The sequence below is a fragment of the Paraburkholderia sp. PREW-6R genome, assembly GCF_039621805.1.
Classification (GTDB): Bacteria; Pseudomonadota; Gammaproteobacteria; order Burkholderiales; family Burkholderiaceae; genus Paraburkholderia.
Genome location: NZ_CP155074.1, coordinates 1,654,912 through 1,678,954, shown reverse-complemented (window position 1 = coordinate 1,678,954; position 24,043 = coordinate 1,654,912). Strand labels below are relative to the sequence as shown.

The 24,043-nt window shown below is 58.3% G+C and carries 18 protein-coding genes; 11 read left to right on the top strand and 7 right to left on the bottom strand.

All coding sequences use genetic code 11. From position 1 onward, the window contains the following. Window positions 1-13 precede the first annotated feature (13 nt). From acnD to AAGS40_RS22630, 4 genes are all read left to right on the top strand, one after another. Window positions 14-2,611, top strand: coding sequence for a Fe/S-dependent 2-methylisocitrate dehydratase AcnD (gene acnD, locus AAGS40_RS22645; protein ID WP_345815124.1), 2,598 nt, complete (start codon window positions 14-16; stop codon window positions 2,609-2,611). 42 nt (window positions 2,612-2,653) lie between these two features. Next, on the top strand, window positions 2,654-3,841 hold the full coding sequence (gene prpF / locus AAGS40_RS22640) for a 2-methylaconitate cis-trans isomerase PrpF (RefSeq protein ID WP_345815122.1): 1,188 nt from the start codon (window positions 2,654-2,656) through the stop codon (window positions 3,839-3,841). Window positions 3,842-4,459: 618 nt separating this feature from the next. Continuing rightward, window positions 4,460-4,831: an SMR family transporter gene (locus AAGS40_RS22635; protein WP_345815121.1), complete on the top strand. Its 372-nt coding sequence runs from the start codon at window positions 4,460-4,462 to the stop codon at window positions 4,829-4,831. Between the two features lie 23 nt (window positions 4,832-4,854). Further along, window positions 4,855-5,799: an NAD(P)-dependent oxidoreductase gene (locus AAGS40_RS22630; protein WP_345815119.1), complete on the top strand. Its 945-nt coding sequence runs from the start codon at window positions 4,855-4,857 to the stop codon at window positions 5,797-5,799. A gap of 96 nt (window positions 5,800-5,895) precedes the next feature. Here the strand turns inward: AAGS40_RS22630 and AAGS40_RS22625 are convergent, their stop codons facing one another. Beyond that, window positions 5,896-7,317 carry a UbiA family prenyltransferase gene (locus AAGS40_RS22625; protein ID WP_345815118.1) on the bottom strand — a complete coding sequence of 474 codons (1,422 nt, stop codon included), beginning with the start codon at window positions 7,315-7,317 and terminating at the stop codon, window positions 5,896-5,898. Window positions 7,318-7,977: 660 nt separating this feature from the next. On the opposite strand from AAGS40_RS22625, the gene AAGS40_RS22620 reads away from it, so the two are divergent. Next, on the top strand, window positions 7,978-9,624 hold the full coding sequence (locus tag AAGS40_RS22620; RefSeq protein WP_345815116.1) for a hypothetical protein: 1,647 nt from the start codon (window positions 7,978-7,980) through the stop codon (window positions 9,622-9,624). A gap of 127 nt (window positions 9,625-9,751) precedes the next feature. Here the strand turns inward: AAGS40_RS22620 and AAGS40_RS22615 are convergent, their stop codons facing one another. The 4 genes from AAGS40_RS22615 to AAGS40_RS22600 form a co-directional block, all read right to left on the bottom strand. Further along, a complete protein-coding gene (locus AAGS40_RS22615) occupies window positions 9,752-10,762 on the bottom strand; it encodes an ATP-grasp fold amidoligase family protein (RefSeq protein WP_345815114.1) in 1,011 nt (336 codons plus the stop codon). A 53-nt stretch (window positions 10,763-10,815) separates the two neighbouring features. After that, window positions 10,816-11,736, bottom strand: a complete 921-nt coding sequence (locus tag AAGS40_RS22610; RefSeq protein WP_345816548.1) for a helix-turn-helix domain-containing protein — start codon at window positions 11,734-11,736, stop codon at window positions 10,816-10,818. Window positions 11,737-12,226: 490 nt separating this feature from the next. After that, window positions 12,227-12,553, bottom strand: a complete 327-nt coding sequence (locus AAGS40_RS22605; RefSeq protein WP_345815113.1) for a hypothetical protein — start codon at window positions 12,551-12,553, stop codon at window positions 12,227-12,229. Window positions 12,554-12,708: 155 nt separating this feature from the next. Beyond that, window positions 12,709-13,032: a hypothetical protein gene (locus tag AAGS40_RS22600; protein WP_345815112.1), complete on the bottom strand. Its 324-nt coding sequence runs from the start codon at window positions 13,030-13,032 to the stop codon at window positions 12,709-12,711. A 4-nt stretch (window positions 13,033-13,036) separates the two neighbouring features. Here AAGS40_RS22600 and AAGS40_RS22595 point away from each other — a divergent pair, with 4 nt between their 5' ends. The 6 genes from AAGS40_RS22595 to AAGS40_RS22570 all read left to right on the top strand — a co-directional run bounded on the left by AAGS40_RS22595 (window position 13,037) and on the right by AAGS40_RS22570 (window position 21,753). Further along, the gene (locus tag AAGS40_RS22595; RefSeq protein ID WP_345815111.1) at window positions 13,037-15,376 is read left to right on the top strand and encodes a polysaccharide biosynthesis tyrosine autokinase; all 2,340 of its coding nucleotides are present in this window, start codon (window positions 13,037-13,039) and stop codon (window positions 15,374-15,376) included. Window positions 15,377-15,437: 61 nt separating this feature from the next. Continuing rightward, on the top strand, window positions 15,438-16,553 hold the full coding sequence (locus tag AAGS40_RS22590) for a glycosyltransferase family 1 protein (RefSeq protein WP_345815110.1): 1,116 nt from the start codon (window positions 15,438-15,440) through the stop codon (window positions 16,551-16,553). Window positions 16,554-16,556: 3 nt separating this feature from the next. After that, a complete protein-coding gene (locus AAGS40_RS22585; RefSeq protein ID WP_345815109.1) occupies window positions 16,557-18,002 on the top strand; it encodes a hypothetical protein in 1,446 nt (481 codons plus the stop codon). 125 nt (window positions 18,003-18,127) lie between these two features. Further along, window positions 18,128-19,138, top strand: coding sequence for a glycosyltransferase family A protein (locus AAGS40_RS22580; protein ID WP_345815108.1), 1,011 nt, complete (start codon window positions 18,128-18,130; stop codon window positions 19,136-19,138). Window positions 19,139-19,178: 40 nt separating this feature from the next. After that, window positions 19,179-20,495: an oligosaccharide flippase family protein gene (locus AAGS40_RS22575; protein ID WP_345815107.1), complete on the top strand. Its 1,317-nt coding sequence runs from the start codon at window positions 19,179-19,181 to the stop codon at window positions 20,493-20,495. 64 nt (window positions 20,496-20,559) lie between these two features. Next, entirely contained in the window at window positions 20,560-21,753 is a 1,194-nt protein-coding gene (locus tag AAGS40_RS22570; RefSeq protein ID WP_345815105.1) for a glycosyltransferase family 4 protein, read from the top strand. Here the strand turns inward: AAGS40_RS22570 and AAGS40_RS22565 are convergent. Both AAGS40_RS22565 and AAGS40_RS22560 read right to left on the bottom strand, forming a co-directional pair. Next, window positions 21,729-22,364 carry a phosphatase PAP2 family protein gene (locus AAGS40_RS22565; protein WP_345815104.1) on the bottom strand — a complete coding sequence of 212 codons (636 nt, stop codon included), beginning with the start codon at window positions 22,362-22,364 and terminating at the stop codon, window positions 21,729-21,731. The two genes, AAGS40_RS22570 and AAGS40_RS22565, sit on opposite strands and share 25 nt — an antisense overlap. 96 nt (window positions 22,365-22,460) lie before the next feature. After that, window positions 22,461-23,708, bottom strand: a complete 1,248-nt coding sequence (locus AAGS40_RS22560) for an O-antigen ligase family protein (RefSeq protein WP_345815103.1) — start codon at window positions 23,706-23,708, stop codon at window positions 22,461-22,463. Window positions 23,709-24,043: the final 335 nt, after the last annotated feature.

Here is a 24,043-nt window from a genome sequence, read left to right as displayed (position 1 = left end):
GTCCCTTCACGCCATGAATACTGCCAATCGCAAACGCCTCCCGGGCACTGACCTGGATTTCTTCGACGCCCGCGCGGCGGTCGACGCCATCGAGCCCGGCGCCTATGACAAGCTGCCTTACACGTCGCGCGTGCTGGCGGAAAATCTGGTGCGCCGCTGCGATCCGGTCATGCTCGTGGCTTCGCTCAAACAGCTCATCGAACGCAAACGCGAGCTGGATTTTCCGTGGTTTCCCGCGCGCGTGGTGTGTCATGACATTCTCGGCCAGACGGCACTCGTCGACCTCGCCGGTTTGCGTGACGCAATTGCGGCGCAAGGCGGCGACCCGGCATTGGTGAATCCCGTCGTACCGACGCAACTCGTCGTGGACCATTCGCTCGCCGTCGAGTGCGGCGGTTTCGATCCGGATGCGTTCGAGAAGAACCGCGCCATCGAAGATCGCCGCAACGAAGACCGCTTCGATTTCATTAACTGGACCAAACGCGCGTTCAGGAACGTCGACGTGATTCCGCCGGGTAACGGCATCCTGCATCAGATCAACCTTGAACGCATGAGCCCCGTGGTGCAGGTGAAAGACGGCGTAGCGTTCCCCGACACACTGGTCGGCACCGATTCGCATACGCCGATGGTCGACGCGCTCGGCGTGATCGCCATCGGCGTGGGCGGTCTCGAAGCGGAAAGCGTGATGTTGGGCCGCGCGTCGTATATGCGCCTGCCGGATATCGTCGGCGTGGAACTCACGGGCAAGCCGGGCGAAGGCATAACGGCGACTGACATCGTGCTCTCGTTGACCGAGTTTCTGCGCAAGGAAAAGGTGGTGGGCGCGTATCTCGAGTTTTACGGCGAAGGCACCGCGAACCTCACGCTCGGCGACCGCGCGACGATTGCCAACATGGCGCCGGAATTTGGCGCAACGGCCGCGATGTTCTATATCGACGAACAGACGATCAAATACCTCAAACTCACCGGCCGCGATGACGCGCTCGTCAAACTGGTGGAAACGTATGCGAAAGAAACGGGCTTGTGGGCGAAAAGCCTCGTGAATGCAGCGTATGAGCGTGTGCTGTCGTTCGATCTTTCCACCGTGGTGCGCACGCTGGCGGGCCCGTCGAATCCGCACCGGCGTCTGCCGGTTTCGGAACTGGCGTCGCGCGGCATTAGCGGCAAGGTGGAAAACGAGCCGGGGCTGATGCCGGACGGCGCGGTGATCATCGCCGCGATTACGAGCTGCACGAATACCAACAATCCGCGCAATATGATCGCGGCTGGCCTGCTGGCGCGCAATGCGAACCGGCATGGTCTTACCCGCAAACCGTGGGCGAAGACGTCGCTCGCACCGGGTTCGAAAGCGGTCACGCTGTATCTGGAGGAAGCAGGCTTGCTGCCGGAACTCGAGCAGATCGGGTTCGGCGTGGTCGCTTATGCGTGCACGTCGTGCAATGGCATGTCGGGCGCGCTCGATCCGGCGATCCAGAAAGAAATCGTCGATCGTGATCTGTATGCCACGGCCGTGCTGTCGGGCAATCGCAATTTCGACGGCCGTATCCATCCGTACGCGAAGCAGGCGTTCCTCGCATCGCCGCCGCTGGTGGTCGCCTATGCGATCGCGGGCACGATCCGTTTCGACATCGAGAAAGACGTCCTCGGCGTCGATGCCGACGGCAAGCCGGTCATGCTGAAAGATCTCTGGCCGTCGGACGAGGAGATCGATGCGATCGTGGCCGCGAGCGTGAAGCCCGAGCAATTCCGCAAGGTGTACGAACCAATGTTCGCGGTGTCTGTTGACAGTGGAGAGAAGGCTGAACCGTTGTACGACTGGCGTCCAATGAGCACGTACATTCGCCGTCCGCCATATTGGGAAGGCGCGCTGGCGGGTCAGCGCACGCTCCAGGGTATGCGTCCACTCGCCGTGCTCGGCGACAACATCACGACCGACCACCTGTCGCCATCCAATGCGATCCTGGCCGATAGCGCATCCGGCGAATATCTCGCGAAAATGGGTTTGCCTGAAGAGGATTTCAATTCCTACGCGACGCATCGCGGCGATCACCTGACCGCGCAGCGCGCCACGTTTGCGAATCCGACATTGAAGAACGAGATGGTGATCGAAGACGGCAAGGTGAAGGCAGGCTCGCTTGCCCGCATCGAGCCGGAAGGGACTATCACGCGCATGTGGGAAGCCATTGAAACCTACATGGAGCGCAAGCAGCCGCTGATCGTGATTGCGGGCGCGGACTATGGTCAGGGATCGTCGCGCGACTGGGCCGCGAAAGGCGTGCGGCTCGCCGGCACCGAGGCGATCGTGGCGGAGGGATTCGAACGGATTCACCGCACGAATCTGGTGGGTATGGGCGTGCTGCCGCTCGAATTCAAGCCGGGCGTGAACCGGCTGACGCTCGGCATCGACGGCACGGAAACATTCGACGTGATCGGGGAGCGCAAGCCGCGAGCGGACCTGACGCTCGTGATTCATCGCAAGAGCGGGGAGCGTGTGGAAGTGCCGGTAACGTGCAGGCTCGACACCGCCGAAGAGGTCTCCATCTACGAGGCCGGCGGTGTGCTGCAGCGTTTCGCGCAGGACTTTCTCGAATCGGCACAGGCCGCGGCCTGAGCAGCGCGCTCTTCAATACGGCATCGAAAAGGAGACGGAAGCATGGCACACAAACCACAGATCAGAATTCCCGCGACCTATATGCGCGGCGGCACCAGCAAGGGTGTGTTCTTTCGCCTGCAGGATTTGCCGGAAGCGGCGCAGGTGCCGGGCGCCGCGCGTGACGCGCTGCTGATGCGCGTAATCGGCAGCCCCGATCCATATGGCAAGCAGATCGACGGCATGGGCGGCGCAACGTCGAGCACCAGCAAGACGGTCATTATTTCGAAGAGTACGCGACCCGATCACGACGTGGACTATCTGTTCGGTCAGGTGTCGATCGACAAGGCATTCGTGGACTGGAGCGGCAATTGCGGCAATCTGTCGGCGGCGGTGGGGCCTTTTGCAATCAGCGCGGGTCTCGTGGACGCGAGCCGTGTTCCGCGCGACGGAGTCGCCACTGTGCGCATCTGGCAGGCGAACATCGGCAAGACGATCATTGGCCGTGTCCGGATGACAGATGGCGCGGTGCAGGAGACAGGCGACTTCGAACTCGACGGCGTGACGTTCCCTGCCGCCGAAGTGCAACTGGAGTTCATGGATCCGGCTGCGGAAGAAGAGGGCGCGGGCGGTTCGATGTTCCCGACCGGCAATCTCATAGACGACCTCGAAGTGCCGGGCGTCGGCACGCTCAAGGCAACGATGATCAACGCAGGCATTCCCACGATCTTCGTGAATGCCGAAGAGATCGGCTATACCGGCACCGAGTTGCAGGACGCGATCAATAGCGACGAGAAAGCGTTGGCAAGGTTCGAGACGATTCGTGCGCACGGCGCGCTGCGCATGGGCCTGATCAGGCATCTCGACGAGATCGCAACCCGGCAGCATACGCCGAAGGTCGCGTTTGTCGCGAAGCCCGCGGATTACGTGGCGTCGAGCGGCAAGCAGGTGAACCGCAGCGACGTGGACCTGCTGGTGCGCGCGATGTCGATGGGCAAACTTCATCACGCGATGATGGGTACGGCGGCAGTCGCGATCGGCACGGCGGCAGCGATTTCCGGCACGCTTGTCAACCTCGCTGCAGGCGGCGGCGAGCGTGAAGCAGTGCGCTTCGGGCATCCTTCGGGGACGTTGCGCGTCGGCGCCGAGGCGCGCGAGGAAGGCGGCGAGTGGGTCGTGACGAAAGCGATCATGAGTCGCAGCGCGCGTGTGTTGATGGAAGGCTGGGTCCGAGTGCCGGCTGTCGATTGAGCGGCGCCGCGAGCTGCGAGATGTGAATGTTGTTTGCGCCTCTTCGCGATGCGAAGAGGCGACGCGGTTGAAAGTGCTTATCCATCGCGTGCGGTTAGATAGCATAGCGAAATAAAAACAACGCATGCGATGAGCTTTATCGATTCCCTCTCATGCAGGTTGACCGCTTCTGTTTGCAGCGCCGCGTGAGCCTGTTTGCCGCCGCCCGTCATTCGGCGAATGGTTCTGATCTGCCGCTACTCCGCCTTTAAAGGACACACGCCGCGCAACGCGTTTCGCGGGCTGGCAATAAATACGGAACAGCGCTGCCACCCTGTATAAAAGACCGATCGTCCTGCCGGTCAATTGTCGGTCGAAATATCGCGCGTTGAATCGAAGCACGCGCAATTTTTTTTCAACTTGTGTCACGTATCATGGTCATACTTCACCAGCGGGAGCTATGGCCCAATACCCGGTTGACCGGGTAACATACTCCTCTCCGCTTTCTGCCTCGTGCGTTTGCGCCGCTGCTCATGCGTCAGCGAGCAAACGTTCTTGCCGTTTCCCGTGTGTCGCCCCGCCGCCAGGGCGGCCGGCACACCGTCCGCTGTTTTTCGTGTATTCATTTCGGGAGGATAAGTGAGCATTCTGAGCTTTGTTTTGATCGTGATTGGTGTGCTGTTAAACGCCATGGCGCAACTATGGCTGAAAGCCGGAACGAATGCGCTTGGAGCGCTTAGTTTCAGTCGCCAGGCAGCGTTCTCAACTCTCTTCAGAGTGGGATTCGAGCCGCATATCATGGCAGGGCTCGCGTGTTACGTATTCAGTGTCGCGATCTGGATCGTCGCGTTGTCTAAAGTACCGGTTAGCGTGGCGTATCCAATGTTGTCCATCGGTTACGTGGTGAATGCGATCGCGGCATGGTATCTGTTCGGCGAGATTCTCTCGCCGCAGAAATTGATAGGTATCGCGGTCATTATTGTGGGTGTCTATCTGGTCGCCAAATCGTAAGGCGACGAACGTGGAGTCATATTATGCGAGTACTGATCACCGGCGCGGCAGGTTTCCTGGGTACCGAGTGCGTCAAGCAATTCAAGGCGCGTGGTTATGACGTCACTACGACCGACAGGACGGGTTCGGTCGACATTCCAGGCGACCTCGCCGATCCGCTATTTACAGCATCGTTGCCGGATGCGGACGTAGTGGTCAACTGCGCGGCCGTTCAATATGTGACAAAAGGCGTGCCGTTGTTCTTCAGAAAGTCCTTCTTCGAGCGCAATAACGTAGAGGCCGCGAAGAACCTCGCCGAGCGCTACCGGAACCAGGGCGCGCATTTCATTCATGTCGGCACGAGCATGATGTACCGGCAAACCGGGCAGGACCGCTACGATATACGCAGCAGCATGGGCGGCGAAGGCGTCTACAGCCGCTCGAAGATGGCCGCACAGGTCTTTATCGACACGATTCCAGGAGCGGCTACGATCATCCCGTGCATTATTGGCGGCGAAGGGAGAGAAGGGCTCTTCCGGGGCTTTGTGAACATGATGACGAAGTTCGGTTTCGTTGCGTTCCCAGGCGCCGGAAATCACAAGATCCATATGGTTCACGTGATCGATGTGGCAAGCCTGATCTATCGTGTCGCGGAAACGCGCGCGAGCGGGTTCTTCAATGCCGCAGACCCGGAGCCGCTGTCGATTCGCCAGTGGATTGACGAAATTGCGGCCGAGCTGGGCGTTCAACATGTGCGCAAGGTTGCGATTCCGCTGCTGCCCGTCAAGTGGCTGTCGACGCTCGTGGGCTACCGGCTGCTCGCGCGTGAGCAGCTGTTAATGCTCGAGCTTCAGCACGTGCTGTCGATCGACGAGTCGTTAGCGATCGGTTGGCGACCGCAGTTTTCCAACGCGCGGATCGCAAGAGATATCGCGGTTCACATCAATCGCAGCAGCGACGTGCGGCCGGACCTGTCCCGCTCGAAATGACGTGTCGATAAACGTGCAAGAGAGCAGCAAAAAACCGGGAGCGCCTTCCAGCGCTCCCGGTTTTTTTAGCGGCCTGCCTTTGATTGATCGCCTCGCCTAGATGGCGGCGAGCACCGTCAGCACACAGAGCGCAATAACAAACAGGCTGGACCTGTTCTTGATCGCGAAGACGATCGGATCATCGTTCATCTGTCCACGGAACGCTACCATCCACATCCGGCTGATCCAGTAGAGCAGCAGGCAGAAGAGGGCCCACAGTCGGTGCGGATGCTGATACAGCACCGCCACGTCTTTCGAGTTCATGTAAAGCGCAAGCACGAGCACCGCGACATAACCCGCTGCCGTTCCGAAAGAGCGCACGATGCTCATGTCTTCGGTGACATAGCCGCGGCCCGCGGCGGACTCCTTGCCATCGCGCTGCATCTTGTCGAGTTCCGTGTAGCGTTTGACCATGGCGAGGCTGAGGAAGATCATTACCGAGAACATGATCAGCCAGTCGGAGAGAACGACGCCTACAGCTGCGCCGCCCGCTACGATGCGCGTGGTGTAAAGCGCTGCGAGCACGAACACATCGACGAGCATCACCCGCTTCAGACGGAACGAATAAGCGAGCGTAGTGACGACATAGGCCGCCAGCACGAGCTGGAAATAGGACGGCAGCATCAGCGCGAGGCCCGCCGCGCCGACCAGCAACACGAACATCAGCACGATGCCAAATGAAAGCGGCAATTCGCCGGAAGCGAATGGACGCTTGCGCTTGCGGCTGTGCCGGCGGTCCGCGTCCAGATCCAGCATGTCATTGAGCAGATACACCGATGATGCGCAGAAGCAGAACGAAAGGAACGCAATGCCGCCTGCAATCAGTGTGTCGATGTTGGTAAAGCGGTGAGAAGCGAGCAGCGGCACGAAGATAAGCAGGTTCTTCACCCACTGATAGACGCGCATTTCCTTTAACGTCAGCCGGATGAACGACTGCTCTTTCTCGAACAGCACGGTGGTCTTGTTGACCTTTTGCGCCATCGCCTGCATGTGTTTGCTTCCTACGACGATCGCCTGCCGTGCCTGCTTCCATACCGGCACGTCAGCGCGCGCATTGCCGCAGTAGTCGAATCCCTGCACGCCGAACCGTTCCGACAGCGCGCCTGCCTTGTTCGTGCCGGAGAGATTGCGTGACTCGTTGCTCGCCATGACACCGGTAAAGAAACCAAAATGCGAAGCAATCTGTTCGGCAAAACGCTGGTCGCCGGCCGTGCACAGATAAAGGTCCCGTCCGCTCGACTGCTCCCGCTTCAGGAAGTCCACGAAACGGGAGTTGTACGGAAGCACCGAAACGTCGATGGCCACGCGGGCGGCAATCTGTGCTTTCAGGTATCCCTTTCCGCGAAGCAGCCAGGCAAAGCAGTAAAAAATATAGACCGGATTTTTTTTAATCAGTACAAGGAACGACTCCATCAATAAATCGGTGTGGGTCAGTGTGCCGTCCAGATCGACACAAAGCGGGATACTTGCAGCAGCCATGAGAGCCTCGAGCAGTTATCGGAGTATTCGCCCAGAAGAAGCGCCGGAAGGGGTGGCGCGATGGGACAGGGCGTGGAGCGTCCGAATGTCGATCATTCGGGAACGCAAGGCGCTGCGACGCAGCATTTACAAAGTAGCACACGATCATCGCGCCAGGCGCTGCAAGGCCTCCCCAAAAGGCGACGGAATATCAACGGTGAAAGCCAACGCAGCGGAACCGGGGCGATGCAACGATGTTTGCCTGCGTCGTTTTCGTATCGTCAGGTGCGGATGAACGCTTTACTGGCGTAAGGTTGGTGCCAGCCTGATCAGATGACGCCCACTTGCGAGGCGTCAGACACCTCAAAGGACAGCAGGCGTGCGCGGCTTGTGCAATGCGGCACATCCAACCATAATCAAAGGTGTCATGTTGGGGCACATGCATCTCACGCCGGCGCTCGACTGTGGGCCGGCTGCTAACGCCGTTGGTCACCCAGCCAGTGTGCCACCCTTGACAAGTCTTTGAGGCACTGCAAGTCGCAGTTCATGCGCTTCGGTCGCTCGTATTATTCAGGGTCTTTCGTAGCACGTGCATTCGCTCAGCGATCGAGGCGATCGCCATCAACGCAACGGATGCAGCAACGACCTTTATCTTTCTTCCAACCGGAGAGAAGGCCACTCATGTCTACTACGACCACCACTACGGTCAGCCCACCTAAGACAGGCGCGGCTACCGTCCTGTCCGAGCGTGTGAACTGGTCTCGCTTTAGCGATTACGCAGTCATTTTCGTCTTTCTATCGGCCCTTTATCCCGCCATTCTGTACAACCTGGATATCTACAGTCCAGTGCCGCAACGCTTGCTTGGGCTGGTGTTCATCGCGGCCCTTGTCATTTATGTGTATTTTTTTCGGGCAGGCTGGCGCACGACGGTGTTGGCGACGCTGTTCGTAGCAGTGTCGTTGTTTGCCTATGGTTATCTGCGCGAATTCAGTTACGACGGGCTCAATTATCACGGCGCCGTCGCGCTGATGCTCGACCGCGGCGAGCCGTGGTCGCCCGGCATGCGGCAACTCGGCGGCATATTCTGGGTCGAGCACTATCCCAAGGCGTTCGAATTCTTCGCCTATACCGCGAGGCTCCTGACCGGCCACTTCAATAGCGGCAAAGCGTTCACCTTGCTGCTCAGCGTTCCGGCGCTGGTTTGCCTGATGCAACTGTTCCGCACGACCGTCCAGTCGCCCAGAACGGCCTTCTTCGCAGCGGCTGCCTGTATCTACAATCCGGTCGCGTTCGGGCAATTGACCACGCTGTACGTGGATTCGGCCCACTTCTATTGCTGGACCATCTTTTCGGTCAATCTGCTTTTCGCGGTTCGAAAGATGCCATATTCGGCTGCGCAACTCGGAGCCGCGCTCGTGCTGCTGATCGGCTCGAAGATGACCGGCCTCGTGTTTGGCGGCCTTTCGATTATCGTGATTTTCGCCGTTGCGTTCATTGGCGGTGACAAGCGCGAGTTTCTGCGGAAGTACAAAGGCGTGATCGGCCAGTTGGCTGTGTGGTCGTTCGTGGCAGTCGTGATTGTCGGCTATTCGCCTTACGTGCAGAACATTCTGGCGGGCAAGCACATTTTCTACCCGCTTCTCGGTGCGCAAAAGGTGGACATCATCACCGGACACGCGTCGCCCCAATTCCTGAGCCTCAATCCGTTGCACCGTCTGCTTCTGTCGTATTTCTCCGTGCCCAGCAATTGCAGCTCGTGCAGCATGGCTCAGCCGACTTTCGTTCTGTCGGTGCAGCATCTGAAGGACGCATTCATTGCGCTGCATACAGCAGACACACGCTTCGCGGGGTTTGGCCCGTTCTTCGGCGCAATGTTGATTGTCAGCATCATCCCGTTTTTCTGGAAGCGAAAGGGCGCGCACGTCGTAGCGATTTACCTGCTCGCAACGGTCGTTATCGTGCTGATCCACCCGCAATCCTGGTGGGCGCGTTATGTTCCCATGCTGTATACCGTGCCGTTCTTGCTCACCGCTGCCTTTTCGACCAGCAGCAAGCAGTTGTACGTCATCATCGCCCTCGCATTCGCGAATTCGTTTCTTTCAATGGCGAGCGTCGCGGGCTACGTGTGGCTGAAGCAGAGTCACTATAAGGAAGCAGTAGCGTCGGTGCGCGAAAAGTGTGGCGAGCAACCGGTCGCGCTCACGTGGTCGCAGATGAACTGGGAGTTCGACCTGCGCGACGATCACATTCCGATCTCTATCGATACGCCGCCGGCGCGACCCGTATGTGCGATCAATTTCGACGACCTGATGGTCATGAAGAAATAAGCGCATACGAAAACGGCCCGTACATTCATGTATGGGCCGTTTCTGGACGCTTGAATTCGGGAAGGTAGGTCCGATTAGTCCATCATTTCGCCGTATGGGAAACGAACGGAGCCGGGCCTTTGAAGAATCAGTAGTAGTGCGTGCCGCTCAGCAGTTTGCCCCACTCGAAATCGATGCTATCCGGCGTGAACGGAAGCACGCCCGCACCCGGCGTGAAAGTCAGTTCGCCGAAGTAGATTTCGTCATCCGGCGCATACAGGTCGACGCGAACATAGTCGAAATCCTTGCAAAGCACGCCGGCGGTATCCAACACCTTCTTCAGATGGGCGGGTCGAGGGGCGGGTTTCTCACTGCGCTTGTAATAGCCGATTGCAATGTCGAGACGGTTCCAGTCAACGTCGTACACATCGCCATGCGTATGGCTGCCGAATCTGTCTGAAATTACGAGAAGGTACATGACCGGGCGGCCGTGGCGTCCGCCAAAACAGTGAATCTTGAAGTCCGCCGGAATCTGACCGCTCTTATCCAACAGAAGCTTTTCGAAAAAGATCCGTGGCTCGATCTCGCGATAGTGCCTCTCACGAACGATCGTATAGAAATCGGTCGATAACCATTGATCGGCGAGCAGTTTCAATTCGTTGAACGTCGTTCTCGATTTATCCCTCACCACTTTGACAAAGCTGCTGCCGTGGTTCGCCTTCATGACGAACGAGTCCGGCAGCGCGTCGAACACGGATCGGGTGAACTCCTGCGGCGCGGCGATCAGTGGGATCAAGTGTTTTTCCCCGATCTTGTCGGCGATGTAGTCTCGCACCGTCAGTTTGTCCGTTAGGCGGACGTAGCGCGGATCCGGGCGCAGACTGCGTCGAAGAATCTTCTCGTTGAACGTGGTAGGACGAATCAGATTCGGATAGCGTCCAATGTATTTATGATGGAGTAGACTCACGAAAACGGAATCAGGTAGGGCGGATTTGACCGCATCCTTGATTCGTCGGGTAAGCGATTCGGACTGCTTCGGAAGCTGATAGGGACCGTAGCCCACTACTGACTTGTCGACTAGCGCAACCTGGGGTCCGCTTACAGGAATTTCGGGCGTGCCGACATCTCCGTCGGCGGGTACGGATCTGGTTGTGGTCATGGTGGTCTCAACCCATTGCTGAAGGGCGGCCTCCTGGGCCGCCCCTGGAATACTCAGGGGGCCTCTCGCGAGACCTCGGCCGTGGTTTCCAGATTGTCTTCAAAAGAAGAAAAACGATCTTCGATCTCGAAGCGCTGCTGCACGCGATACTGTGTTGGCGATACGCCGTACCTTTCCTTGAAAAGGCGACCGAGCCGGTTGCCGTCACCCATGCCGCAGCGCCGGGCGATCTTGTCGACAGGCAAATCGGTGTTCTTCAACATCGTGCAAACTACGTCAAAACGCGTGCGCAGAAGATATTCGAGCGGTGTCATGCCAAATTCGCACTTGAAGCGTCGCTGGAAGTTCCGCTTGCTCATCGCGGCGAATTCGGCAGCTTGCGCAACTGAGATGGCTTCGCTGTAGTTTTCCTTTATCCAGCGACCCGACTCGCGAATCTTCTCCGTGGTCGTGATGGCGTTGACTTCGTCCAGTTCCGGTTTGCTGTGTTCCACATATCGGGTTTGCAGCACACGTGCGATCCTTCGCACCGTCTCGGCGTTCAGGTCGCGTTCGATTTGCGCGAGTGCAAGGTCCGCAGGTGTCGTGCTGTTCGCGCCCGCTTCTGTCAGACCGTCGTCGAACAGATAAATAGGCACGGTTGACTGCACCGGATGCTTGCACGCAATGGCAAGATTCGCGCCCTTCTGAATCGCGAAAGGAGCAAGATTGCCTTGGCGGGTCAGCCATGCGAACAGCCGGTCATTGGATTCCATCGCAGCCGGTGCGTCATCGCAAGCCACGAAAAAAGCATGAAAGTCAGACAAATTATGTTGCTCGAGCTTCTGCGTCCAGATGCAGATGCTCGAAGAACTGGTGATGAGGCCTCCCGCATGCGATAGCACGGTGAGCCGATACGGTGGCTGTTCTCCAGCCGTCTTTTCAAATTCGTTGGCGAGACGGAAAGCATCTCCAATCGCACCAACGGTGGCCATGGAGCATTCCTGAGAAACGAGGAGTCCAATATGTCTCATAACAGTCAGTCCATGCTCGTACCTGTGAACACACGCTGAAGAGAGGTCAGTCAGATTCATTGATTAGGTATCCATATGGATGAGCTACTCTACTGACTTGAGCTTAGCGTGCCGAAATGGCGATGGCGACCCTGGCCGGGTATGGCGGATAGTTTGGCGTAATTGTCATGATTTCAGCAGTTATTACCCATATTGAGTCGAAGGCGTGTCGGTAAGCCGATTAAAACGAGAACTTATTACCGAACACAAATTACCGCTCGAACACTGTTTCCCTGCTTGCTGATCGGGCTGAACGAAGCGTGCAGTAAGGGTTTCGCCCGATGTCGCGGTTTCAAACCCCGGTTTGGTGCGAAATGAATGAACACTACGGTTTTGTTACGGCCCAAATGGGCTTTCGTATAACTCTGTTACATTAATTTCAGATCGCAACAACGATTTCTTTTTGATGCCCTCAATTGGTGTAATGGCCTCCACGTAATCGGCCAATAGCACCCGAATTTATGCCGACCCCATTCTCATCGGGCTCCGGCGGGCTATGCTTCACCGCAGCATGCACCAGAACTGGCTTCGGTAATTTTCGGATTACCGCTTTTGGTGTTGGTGCGGGAAAGTAAAGAATTTCCGAATCAGTTTTTTCATACATCAAGAATTGCTGATTGAAACGCGATAAAGAGCGGTCGTCGCGGTGCAGTTGATAAGGCTGGTGAAGTACTACTGGTCCTTTTCGCGGACAGACGCCAGCAAACAGGTTCAGGGGTGAGGAGGAGCGTTCCTCCATGCCCGTATCGCCAAGCGGGCTCCAGCAGTCCACCACGCGGTGTGGTCGAATCGCGGCGAATGCCGCCGATGGCAGCAAGTCAAGGTAACTCTCTCACTGTCAGCAGCAAAAAGGCAGGCAATTATTCGATTGGAGACCGCGTGACAAAGGCGTCGCTATGGCTGTTTGATTTCAAGTACGAATAAATCGGGATGACTGAAATGCGTAGTTACGACGAATTCGACGACAACGGAAAATTTGAGCGGAAGCACCGCTTCCGGCGACAAAACGACCGATTCGCGGTTTGCGCACGGTTCGCGCTGAATCAAGGCGAGTCCGAATTCGACGGCTGAGCGCTGCTCAGTCACACAGTCAGCAATGCCAGAACGTCTGCGCCAGTCATGTTGCAAGAGCACTGCCTGGGCGGCTTCAGTTTGCGAACGGTGACGTGTCAGAGCCAACGGTACGGGGCTCTCCGTCCACAGATCAAGGAAGGACATACCAGTGGACTACTACCCTTCGAATTCGCTTCCCCCCGCTCCGGTTGTCGAGCGCGGTCAACTCAGCGTAGGCGGCATGCTGACCCTGATGCGAGATCACATCTGGGAAATTCTCGCTGCCACGGCGGTCGTGCTGCTTTTTGCTGTGGGCTATCTGCTCATCGCATCGCCCATCTATTCCGCCGATGCCCTCGTGCGCGTAGATCCTCCGGAGCCCAACGCTCTCGGTATTGCAATCGAGCGCGAGGAAGCACTGCCTCCGCCGGCACCATCCCCGGTAACGGAAATGGCTGTGATGCATAGCCGGTCAGTTCTTGAACCCGTGATCGAAAAGTATCGGTTCGACGTTAGCGTGACGCCGCGGACGGTCCCGGTGCTCGGTGCGATTGCAGAGAAATTCGCTACGCCTGGCGAGCCATCGAGGGCGTGGTTCGGATTGAAATCTTTCGCGTGGGGCGGTGAGGAGGTCCAGATTGGCTCGCTCGACGTGCCGAAGGAACTGGAGGAAGAAAAGCTCACGCTGGTTGCGCTTGGCAACGGCGCTTACGAATTGCGCGCGCCGTCCGGCGAGGTTCTGCTGAAAGGCACGGAAGGTGTGAACGCGGCGAGCAATGGCGTATCCATGCTGGTCAAGAAACTGGATGCACGGCCGGGCACCGAGTTCACTGTCGTTCGCTGGAACGAGCTCGATGCGATCAAGCGCTTTGGCGACGCGGTCAAGGTTGGTGAAAAAGTGAAGGAGTCCGGTCTGCTGGAAATCGAGTACACGGACAAAAGCCCGGATAAGGCAGCGGAAGTCGCCAACGCGCTGGCACAGCAGTACCTCGCTTCAGCGATCGCAAGCCGCAAACTGAATGACACCAATACGCTTGCTTTCATCAACGGCGAATTGCCGCGTCTGCTTTCGGATCTGCGCAAGTCGGAAGAGGCACTGAAAAGCTTTCGCTCCAAGTCCCAGTCAATGCAGCCGACTACGGAAGCTCAAGCCTATTTGCAAGGCGGCCTGGACATCGATCGTCAGATCGCTACGCTGCAATTGCAGCGTACCCAGCTTCTCGAGCGCTACACGCCTTCAAGCCGCTGGGTCCAGAGCGTCGACACGCAATTGAACCAGTTGAAAAGCGCCAAGGCGGATTTCGACGGCCACTTCAATGGAATGCCGTCGTCCGAGCGTGAAAGCGTGGATCTGGTGCGCGCTCAGAAAGTCGCCGAAACCATTTACCTCGGCATGGTTCAGAAGGCAGAGCAATTGCAAGTGCGACGCGCCAGCACGACGGGCGGCGCGCATATCGTAGACCCGGCAATCCGGCCGCATCGGCCCGTCAAGCCGAGGCCCGTTATCGTGCTGGCCGGCGGCGTGCTCCTTGGCGTCGTATCTGGCGTGTTTCTCGTGTTCATGCGACGTCACGTGATGGTCGGCGTGACCGATCCGAAATACGTGGAACGCCGCCTCAGCGTGCCGGTATTCGGCGAGATTCTGTTCAGCCAGAAGCAGTTGCTGCTCGACCGTAAAGCGATCAGCGGTGGAAGAAAGACTTTGCCAGGCGTCGGTGCGCGTAGCTCGTTGCCGTTGCAACAGGGCATGCAGGGCATCGGCATGCCGCGCGGCGCGGAGGATATCGATCTGACGGGTATGCACGTCGGCGGTAACAAGGTGCTCGCTGCGTGCTGCCCAAGCGATCCGTCCGTTGAGGCGCTGCGCGACGTGCGGACCGCCGTGGCGCGGGATCTGGCGCATTCGCGCAATAACATCGTCATGGTGACGGGCCCGACGTCGTCTGCCGGTAAGAGCTTTGTTGCTGCGAACCTCGCGATCCTGCATGCGGAAACCGGTGCGCGAGTCGTGCTGATCGATGCCGACATGCGTCGTGGCCATCTTGCGTCGTTCTTTAATCAGAGCAATCGCGGCGGCTTGTCGGAAGTACTCACCGAACATTTGCCGCTGCGCAACGCACTGCGTCACACAGGTATCGAGGGTCTGTCGTTCCTGACGTGCGGTGCACGCCCGGAAAATCCGGCAGCGCTTCTGATGAAGCCGCGCTTCAAGGATGTGCTGGAGCGGCTGACCGCGCAGTTCGATCTGGTCATCATCGACACGCCGCCGTTCCTCGCCGTCACCGATGCTTCGATCATCGCGCACGAAGCCGGCGCTTCGCTGCTGGTCCTTCGTTCGGGCATGCAGAGCGAGCAGGAGATCGAGGACACGATCAAGAAGATGGCGCGTTCGGAAGGCCGTATTGCAGGGGCGGTATTCAACGGTATTCCTTTACGGCGCAGCACGCGTAGTTACGGTTATCCGACGAACTATGCGAGCGACCACAGTGACGAAGGAGCGACGGCCTGAGAGTTGTCGAGCGCACACGTATCGATCCGCAGTTTGAGCAACGTCGTATGACGGAGAAACCATGGCCTTTGCAATAAATGGAAAGTTCACTTCGCAGCCGATGACAGGTGTTCAGCGCGTTGCCTATGAACTGACCAGGGCAATGCAAACGCACGCTACGCCGGGCGAGGAACTGGATATTTTCGTGCCGCGCAATCTCGCGGAACCCGGTGCTTCGCTCAAGCGGCAACGCCTGGTTCCGTGGTTAAGCGGCACGCTATGGGAGCAGATCGCGCTTCCTTACGCCGCGCGTGGTACGACGCTCGTCAGCTTGTGCAACATTCATCCGATCTTCAAGCGCCGCCAGGTGGTGATGGTTCACGACATGGCGGTGTACGATGTGCCGCAAGGTTTTTCGAAGAAGTTTCGGCTCTGGTATCAGTTTATTTTTTCGATGCTGCCCAGAATGGATCCGACCATCCTTACCGTGTCGGAATACTCCAGACAGCGTATCTGCCAGCATCTGAAGGTGGATCCGGCGCGCGTGCAAGTCGTCCAGCCGGCGGCCGATCATCTCGACCGCGTCGTTGCGGAGCCGGCAATCATTCCGCGTCTGCAACTGACAAAAGACAGTTATTGCGTGATTGTCGGCAGTCTCGATCCACGCAAGAACCTCGAGCGCGCGCTCGAGGCGATCGCGCAGCTGCAGCACCTCTCGGGGATCAAGTTCGTCGTGGTGGGTGGAAAGAATTCTCGCGTGTTTAACAACGAGCGTGTTGCGAAAGCCGCGCAATCCAGCCAGGTGATCTGGACTGGATTCGTCACAGACGGGGAATTGAAAGCGCTTTATCAGAATGCTGGCTGCCTGCTGTTCCCGTCGCTTTATGAAGGATTCGGCTTGCCGCCACTCGAAGCCATGTATTGCGGTTGTCCAGTCGTGGCGTCGTCACGAACCTCGATACCGGAAGTGTGCGGCGATGCCGCACTTTACTGCGATGCGTCCTCAGCAACCGACATCGCGGAAAAGGTCACGCAAATGATGAGCGACGACGCATTGCGGCGGCAGTACAGGGCGAAAGGAATCGAACGAGCGCGCGAATTCAGATGGGATCGCTCGGCGCAAAGATTGCTCGAGATTCTGTATGGACGGTCGAAGGCCCGCGTGACCGAACTGGCGCCTGGCGCGTCGGTGGTCTAGCCGATGGTGACGCGGGAAGGATTGAAGCAGCCGCAACGACGGCGTGCGTTGCAGACGCTGACTGCTCTGGCGGCGGCCGGCGTGCAGGTCGCGCATGGTGCGAGCGCTTCGGCGCCGGCGCCTCAAGCGTCCAGGGCCGGAGGCCGCAGGATTACCGAACTGATTGGAGCGAACGGTTGGGCGCTGGCGCCGAGTGATCTGGAAATGTGGCACGAAATGGGCATCACGTGGGGCCGCGATGTAGTCGGTCCCGGACAGTTGAGCAAGCAGTCCGACAGCGTGCACGTCAACAAGACCGGCACGCATTACGACGCCGACCTCGCCCCTATCGTGATCAGCAATAACCGCAACGGTATCGGATCGTTGCTGTTGCTGGCCTATACGCCGACGTGGAATGCCAGCTTGCCCGGTGACTCGAAGTCCGCGCCGGTAGACGTGGATGCATGGAAGCGATACGTGGACGCAGTGGTGCGCAAGTACTCTGCGCCGCCTTACAACGTTCGCCATTTCCAGATCTGGAACGAGGCCGCAGGCAGACTGTCCGGCGGTGCGGTTCAGGCGTCGTTCTGGCATGGTCCAGGGTTCAATGCCAGCGATGAGAAAGCTTCGCAGCCCTACCAGCATGCGATGCAGGACTACGTAGAGAAGATTCATATCCCGGCCGCGCGCATCATTCGCCGCTATCACGCGTACGTGGTGTACGGCGGCTGGCCCGATCAGGGCGGCCTGGACACATACAGGCAATGGCTGGAGTACCGCAGCCCGGTGTTCAACCAACGGATGCTGGATTGTGTGGACTACCTGGATACGCACTACCTTCCGGTTGCAGCGCTCGATCCGTTGTACGAGCAGTACGTTAAGAATGGCCCAGCGCGCGGCATATGGCAGACGGAAATAGGCGATGAGTACATGAAAGATCCGCACTATCTGCCGCGCTACTTCTTCGATTTCGCTGTATGGGCGCTGGACAGGAACTGGAATGACGCGGACAAGTATGTGTCGATGATCTACCACTGGGACGGCTACGAATCGTTTCGCCTCACGCATCGCGGGCCGCCGGAAAGAACTTACAACGTGTCGGGAAAAAGCCTGATCGTGCTTCGCCAGACGGCTGCTGGATCGCTTGAAAGGTTCTCCACGCCGTTGCAGTTCGGCCCCGGTGCGGCAGGCAGTGCGTTGCGTTCCGATAACGACATCGTGCTTCAGGTGAATGCCGAACCGGGTTGGAGAACGGTCAGCGCCGCCGGCGTGCCGGCGCCTTCGTCACGCAAGGCCCAGGCGATGCTCGTGGATGCGTTGACGGGCTTTATGAGCCCTCGTGAGGACGTTGCACTGGACTGGAACAATCAGAACCTGAGTGTGCGTTTCAAGGTTCCGAATCGTGTCAACGGTCAGGCTCACGGTAACGATCCGGCAAGGCATCTTGCTTACATCGTCGTACGGACGTAGACGTATTGGACGGAAAGAGAGCGCTGCAATGAAGCAGTGTGCATAGCAACCGCGCTTTAATCGCAGTCAGTGTAGTGGCCGGGCACCTACGGCCGGCCCAACCCTTCAGATAGCGTCGAGATACCATGAACCACGTCACTGTCGTCATCTGTAATTACAACTATGAGCGCTATATCGCGACGGCGATCGATTCGGCTCTGGACCAGGACTACCCTGGAACGCGTGTCGTCGTGATCGACGATGGTTCGACCGATGGCTCCCGCGAGATCATCGAGAGCTATGGGTCGCGTTTGACCGCCATTTTCAAGCCGAATGGCGGTCAGGTGTCGGCCTATAACTACGCAGTGGACATGCTCGACACGGAGTATGCGATCTTTCTGGACTCCGACGACTTCCTGTATCCGTCGGCCGTCTCCGAGGTCATGCGCGCCTTTTCTTCCGGCGAATGGGCGAAAGTGCAATTCCGTCTCGACGTGGTCGACGCAATGGGCAGTCCGACGGGGGCCTATGTGCCCAACACGGAACCGCTACCCAATTGCGGCAGGCTGCTGATGGGCGGCTGGCTGTACCCGTCGCCGCCCGCTTCGGGCAACGCGTATCGCGTGAGTGCACTCAAGCGGGTGTTCCCCGTTCCGGAGTCCTCGATCAACCGCTACGGCGCGGATTTTTACGCGATCTACGGCGTGGCGCTGGTTGGCACCGTGGCGTCCATTTCACGCTCGCTGGGCGGCTATCGCGTGCACCATGCGATCGATTCGAGCGTCGCGTTCGCCAACTCCGAGCAGCTGAGCAAAGCACCGAAAGCATTCGGGATGCGCTGGGCGATTCTTCGTGAGATCGCGCGTTCGCGATTGCAGCTGCAACTTCCGTCCAATTTCCATGACTTCTCGCATGAGAAGGCGCTGTTCTGCTCGAGCGTATATCGCGCGCCGCTCTCGACACGCTGGCGCTGGATGCTGCGCGATTCACATACCTATTTCCATACGATCCTTGCGAATCCCTTCTGGAGTATGAAGAAGAAACTCGGCACGCTCGTGCTATCCAGCCTTTGCCTCGTCCCTTACACGCCTTTTTCAGATTTCGTCGTAAGTTACATCACCAACCCGTTGGCCCGCCGTCGCGTGGCTGGGCGTTGATGGTCGGAACGCTAATCGGACCGATCTCAAGGAGGACGGGATGGATCGAAAGAAAAACGCCAGCGTAATCGCATTCGTGTACGGCGGGTATCTGATGAGGTACGTGTACCTCATCATCGTCGTGCCGTTCTACGGCCGCATACTGGGTGTCGCGGAGTACGGCCGCGTACTGGCGGCGATGTCGTTGATGAATGTGATCTGGATGCTGGCGAGCTACGGGTTCACGTTCGTCGGCATGCGGGAAGTCGCGAAGGCTGAATCAGACCGCGAATGCAATGAGATCTACTCGTTGCACACCAGCGCGCGTCTCGCGCTCGGGGTGCTCGGTGGCTGCATCGGCTTCGTCGCCACCATGTGCTCTCCCGTGCTGTCGGAAAAGCCGCTGATCGGTTTGCTCGCGACTGCACTCGGCGTGGTGTCCGCACTGAATCTGGGCTGGTTGTTCCAGGGGCGGCAGCGGTTCCGCACGCCGATCATGATCGAAGTGTTCGGCTTCGCGCTGAGCCTCGTGCTCGTGCTGACCCTCGTGCGAGGGCCGGCCGATTCTGTGTGGGTGCTGGCAAGTCTGCTGGTAGCCGGCATTGCGTCATCACTGATTTCGTATGGCCTCACGACATTCCAGCTTGGGCTGCCGCGCCTCAGGACCACGGGCATCATTCCGCTCGTGAGAAGCTCGACGATGCTCTTCTGTTATTCGTCCGGATCGGTCGTGTTGACCGCTTCGTCGACCTACCTGTTGACGTTATTGTCTACGCCGGCGCAGGTGGGATATTTCGGCGCAGCCGAACGTTTTGCAACGATCGGGCTGAGCCTGCTCGGGCCGGCCGCACAGGTGTTCATTCCCACGATTTCGCGGCAACTCGCGCAAGGCGACAAGGAAGGCGCGCATGCCACGACGCGACGCGGCGCGATGCTCGTGCTGGGCTATGGATTGCTGGCGTTTTGCGGCGCGCTCGCGCTTTCGCCTTTCGTTCTTCCGCTGATTCTAGGGCCCGCGTTTGGTCCGAGTGCGCATGTTCTTCAGGTGTTTGCCTGGATGTTCCCGTTTGCAGCGTTCAACGAATTTGCCGCTTTTTACGTGTTCGTGCCGCGCAAGAAAGACAAGTTGCTTGCCGTTGCGGGCGCGATCTCAGGTGTGATGAATGTCGCGGCCGCGCTCTATCTTGCACCGCGTTACGGCGCGTTGGGCATGGCGTCGGCCCGCGTGATCGGCGAAGCGACGTTATCGCTCGCGCTGATGAGCGTGATGGTCCGGCTCGAGTTGATTCATTTGCTGCCGGGCGCGGAGCGTGCGATGGGCATGGTGCGACTGGCATGGGGCGGTCGCATACAGCCAGGCGCCGCGAAAGACGATTGATCGTTATTGAAGGTGGGTGCGCTGCTTGTCAAACGCACGGTTGCATTCTTACAGGGAGGTCGAAGTGAAAGTCGCTATTGTTCACGATTGGTTGGTGGTGTCAGGCGGTGCGGAAAAAGTGCTGAAGAACATCATTGAATGCTTCCCGAAAGCCGACCTCTTTTCCATTGTCGATTTTCTGGAAGACCGCGATTGCGTGAAAGGCAAGTCCGTTAATACTTCGTTCATCCAGCGCATGCCGTTTGCGAAGAAACGTTACCGTTCGTACCTGCCGTTAATGCCGCTCGCGATCGAACAGCTCGATCTCTCCGCCTATGACCTCGTCATTTCGAGTTCGCACGCGGTGGCGAAAGGGGTGTTGACCGGGCCCAACCAGGTGCACGTGAGCTACGTGCACTCGCCGATCCGTTACGCGTGGGATCTGCAGCATCAATATCTGCGCGAGTCGAACCTCGCGTCCGGCATCAAGTCGGCAATGGCGCGGGTTCTGCTCCATTACATTCGTGGTTGGGATTCGCGCTCGGCGAATGGTGTGGACCATCTTCTTGCCAATTCGCACTTCATCGCGCGTCGGATCAAGAAGGCCTATCAGCGTGACGCGACGGTCATTTATCCGCCGGTCGATCTGAAGAGCATGTCGGTGTGCGAGGACAAGGACGATTTCTACGTCACGGCATCACGCATGGTGCCGTACAAACGCATTGATCTGATCGTGCAGGCGTTTTCGCAGACGCCGGAGCGCCGCCTGGTGGTGATCGGCGACGGTCCCGAGATGAAGCGCATTCAGTCCGTTGCAGGTCCGAACGTCAAGATTCTCGGCCATCAGCCGTCGGACGTTCTCATCGACCATCTGCGCAGAGCACGTGCTTTCGTATTCGCCGCCGAAGAGGACTTCGGTATTTCGGTCGTGGAAGCGCAAGCATGCGGAACGCCGGTGATTGCATTCGGCAGAGGCGGCGCGCTGGAATCCGTGGTCGGCCTGCCGCAGGAGCAGCCGACGGGCGTGTTTTTTGGCGAGCAAACAGTGGATTCGCTACTGTCGGCTGTCAGGCGGTTCGAGCGAAACGAAGGCCTGTTCGATCCCCAGCACTGCCGGAAGAACGCCGAGCGCTTCTCGACCGAGAACTTCAAGTCTCAACTGACGAAGTTTATCGATGCCAGTCTGCCGTACCGCGGCGTCGAGCATTTCCTCCCCTATCCGGTCAGCCTTGAAACGGAGCAGGAAGAGCAGCATCACTTCGTCGCGGCGGCCTCCTGAGCCTGCGCGCGAAAGCCGATATGCCCTAACAGTGCGCTGATAGAAGGCACGTGGCGGTGAATGGCCGGGGAGTGCACATCGATCAGATATTGAATCGGTGCGGTGTGCCCATAGGCCAGCGTTGAGACCACAATTAAACTGGCTGCCGACCACACAGGCCGGGGCCGCGCGAAGTCCGTGTTGAGCGCGACGCGCAGGAACACGGCGGCCACGATGATGCCGATGATCCATCCGGCAAGCACTTCGGATAACGAGTGCGAGTGGTCCATGACGCGGGATATTCCCGTCAGAAAGCCAATGGCGAGGCCCGCCAGCACGCCATAGGCGGGCGGCAGGCGCCACCACTTGAGCTGAAGGGCAAACGCCACCATCCAGACCGACGTGGATAGCATGGTATGACCGCTGATTACGCGGAAATCCATTGCCCCCATCGACAATCCCCATCCGGCATACAAGACTTTTGTCACGCCTACCAGCGCCATTCCTGCGCCGAGGGTAGCGATCCATTGGCACGCGAGTCGCGGGCTGACCAGAGCGAGCCAGCCCGCACAAACCGCTGCTACAGGCACTGTAATGGCGGCGTCGCCAATGCTGGTGAAAATGGTCCACATATGCGTGGTATTCCTCGATTTGAAATCGGCGGACAGCCGCTCACGTCCGGTCGTGAGCTAGACGACCGGACGTGATGCGCAATCGCACGAATGAGACTAGTAGCCTAGCCGCGGCCCTGTTTCGAGCGGACGCGGTACTTCGGCAGTGGCGCGGAGCGGTCTGGCCGCGAGCGCCAGCGACACGACGAGGGAAAGAATCAGAACATTGGAGGGCGAAACCAGACGATGTTCGGTCGCGGCCATGACAAGCAGACACACCGAGCCGAGTTCGATAAACCGGAACGCTGCAAAGTTCCGGCCTCCGTGGTTCAACGCCGCAAAGGCGGCGCCGCGCTGGCTCCAGGCGATCAGCTTCCAGTAGAAGGCAAGCATGAGAGCCAGTCCAACAGCGCCAAGTTCAGCAAGGATATTCAGATAGGAGTTGTGAGCGTGCGAATCACTGTGCTCAATCGTGATGTCCGAGGGAATGGCGAGCAGATGGAAGTAAGAAGCGACTGTGCCGATATGGTCGTCGAAAGAACCGAAGCCCATGCCGACAATCGGGCTCTGGCTGAAATAAGCGAGCGCGCGCGGCCAGAGCCAGTCGGCTCGGATGTCGAGGTTGGCCACTTTGGCGTCTGCATTATGGATAGTAAAGCTGAAGCCCATGTAATCGACGTTAGGGTGCGTATGGTAAAACGCCATGGCAAGAGAGCCTGCCACGAGGCCGGCGATCAGCGTGCCCAGTATCCAGCGTTTGCGGCCGAAATAAAGATACGGCAGCACCGCAAGCGCGCCGAGCAACGACCCGCGGCTGTAGGTGGAAAACAGCATCAGGAAGTTGATGAAGATAAGCGCAAGCAGCCACTTGCTCTTTCTTTCCAGATAGCAGGCCACGCCGAGACAGAAGAGCATCGCGAGGAAGCCACCCGCTGCGTTGCGCGCGATGAAATAGCTACCGAAGGTATCGTCCGGATGGGAAAAGATACTCAGCAGGTGGTTCTGCGCGAGGTAGTATGCGTAAAGCGGAATGTTGATGACCACCGCGAATACAAAGAACGTGCGGAACACCTTGCTCAGATTCCAGCGATGCACATACAGGCAGCCTGCAAAGATAGGCGCATAGGAAATAAAAAAATTGCCGTCGCGCCGGTAAAACTCGAATTCAGTGAATGACTGTGGGTCATACAGAAGCGTCGAGACGATCGCGAAAAGCGTGAAGCATGTCAAAGGCGTGATGAACGACGGGTAGCTTCTGCCGAAAAATCTCCAGGCACAAAGGAGAATCGGTAGAAAGCCCGCAGCACTCACGGGGACGAGATTGGTAACCGTCAAAAAAAGCGCAATTAGCGATATATAAGCCATGGCGAGTCCGGTGATGCGAACAATGCAGGGTCGGTGGAGAGCGATCTGATGCGCGCGGGGAGGGCTTAAGCCGATGACGACATTGTCGGAGTCCTACCGTTCAGGATATCGCGACACGTCCACCACGAAGGTAACACGGCTGCTCATTGTTTTCAAAGCGGGCGCGCCTACAGCAGATTGCGCGGCGCGTATTCTGGGTTTAACCAGAACGATGCACCACGCACAGAGCCAAAACATCAGCGCTTCGCGCCAGTCATGCTGTGCTGCAGCGTAACCTGTCTATCATTCACTCAACTGCTCGCCGCTTAGTGTTCATTGCCGTTGCAGCGACTTCG

Coding starts and splice junctions, on each gene's coding strand:
- prpF (WP_345815122.1), top strand. CDS start 2,654: ATGGCACACAAACCACAGATCAGAATTCCCGCGACCTATATGCGCGGC.
- acnD (WP_345815124.1), top strand. CDS start 14: ATGAATACTGCCAATCGCAAACGCCTCCCGGGCACTGACCTGGATTTC.
- AAGS40_RS22630 (WP_345815119.1), top strand. CDS start 4,855: ATGCGAGTACTGATCACCGGCGCGGCAGGTTTCCTGGGTACCGAGTGC.
- AAGS40_RS22600 (WP_345815112.1), bottom strand. CDS start 13,032: ATGTCCTTCCTTGATCTGTGGACGGAGAGCCCCGTACCGTTGGCTCTG.
- AAGS40_RS22625 (WP_345815118.1), bottom strand. CDS start 7,317: ATGGCTGCTGCAAGTATCCCGCTTTGTGTCGATCTGGACGGCACACTG.
- AAGS40_RS22590 (WP_345815110.1), top strand. CDS start 15,438: ATGGCCTTTGCAATAAATGGAAAGTTCACTTCGCAGCCGATGACAGGT.
- AAGS40_RS22605 (WP_345815113.1), bottom strand. CDS start 12,553: ATGGAGGAACGCTCCTCCTCACCCCTGAACCTGTTTGCTGGCGTCTGT.
- AAGS40_RS22565 (WP_345815104.1), bottom strand. CDS start 22,364: ATGTGGACCATTTTCACCAGCATTGGCGACGCCGCCATTACAGTGCCT.
- AAGS40_RS22610 (WP_345816548.1), bottom strand. CDS start 11,736: ATGGCCACCGTTGGTGCGATTGGAGATGCTTTCCGTCTCGCCAACGAA.
- AAGS40_RS22585 (WP_345815109.1), top strand. CDS start 16,557: ATGGTGACGCGGGAAGGATTGAAGCAGCCGCAACGACGGCGTGCGTTG.
- AAGS40_RS22615 (WP_345815114.1), bottom strand. CDS start 10,762: ATGACCACAACCAGATCCGTACCCGCCGACGGAGATGTCGGCACGCCC.
- AAGS40_RS22620 (WP_345815116.1), top strand. CDS start 7,978: ATGTCTACTACGACCACCACTACGGTCAGCCCACCTAAGACAGGCGCG.
- AAGS40_RS22560 (WP_345815103.1), bottom strand. CDS start 23,708: ATGGCTTATATATCGCTAATTGCGCTTTTTTTGACGGTTACCAATCTC.
- AAGS40_RS22580 (WP_345815108.1), top strand. CDS start 18,128: ATGAACCACGTCACTGTCGTCATCTGTAATTACAACTATGAGCGCTAT.
- AAGS40_RS22575 (WP_345815107.1), top strand. CDS start 19,179: ATGGATCGAAAGAAAAACGCCAGCGTAATCGCATTCGTGTACGGCGGG.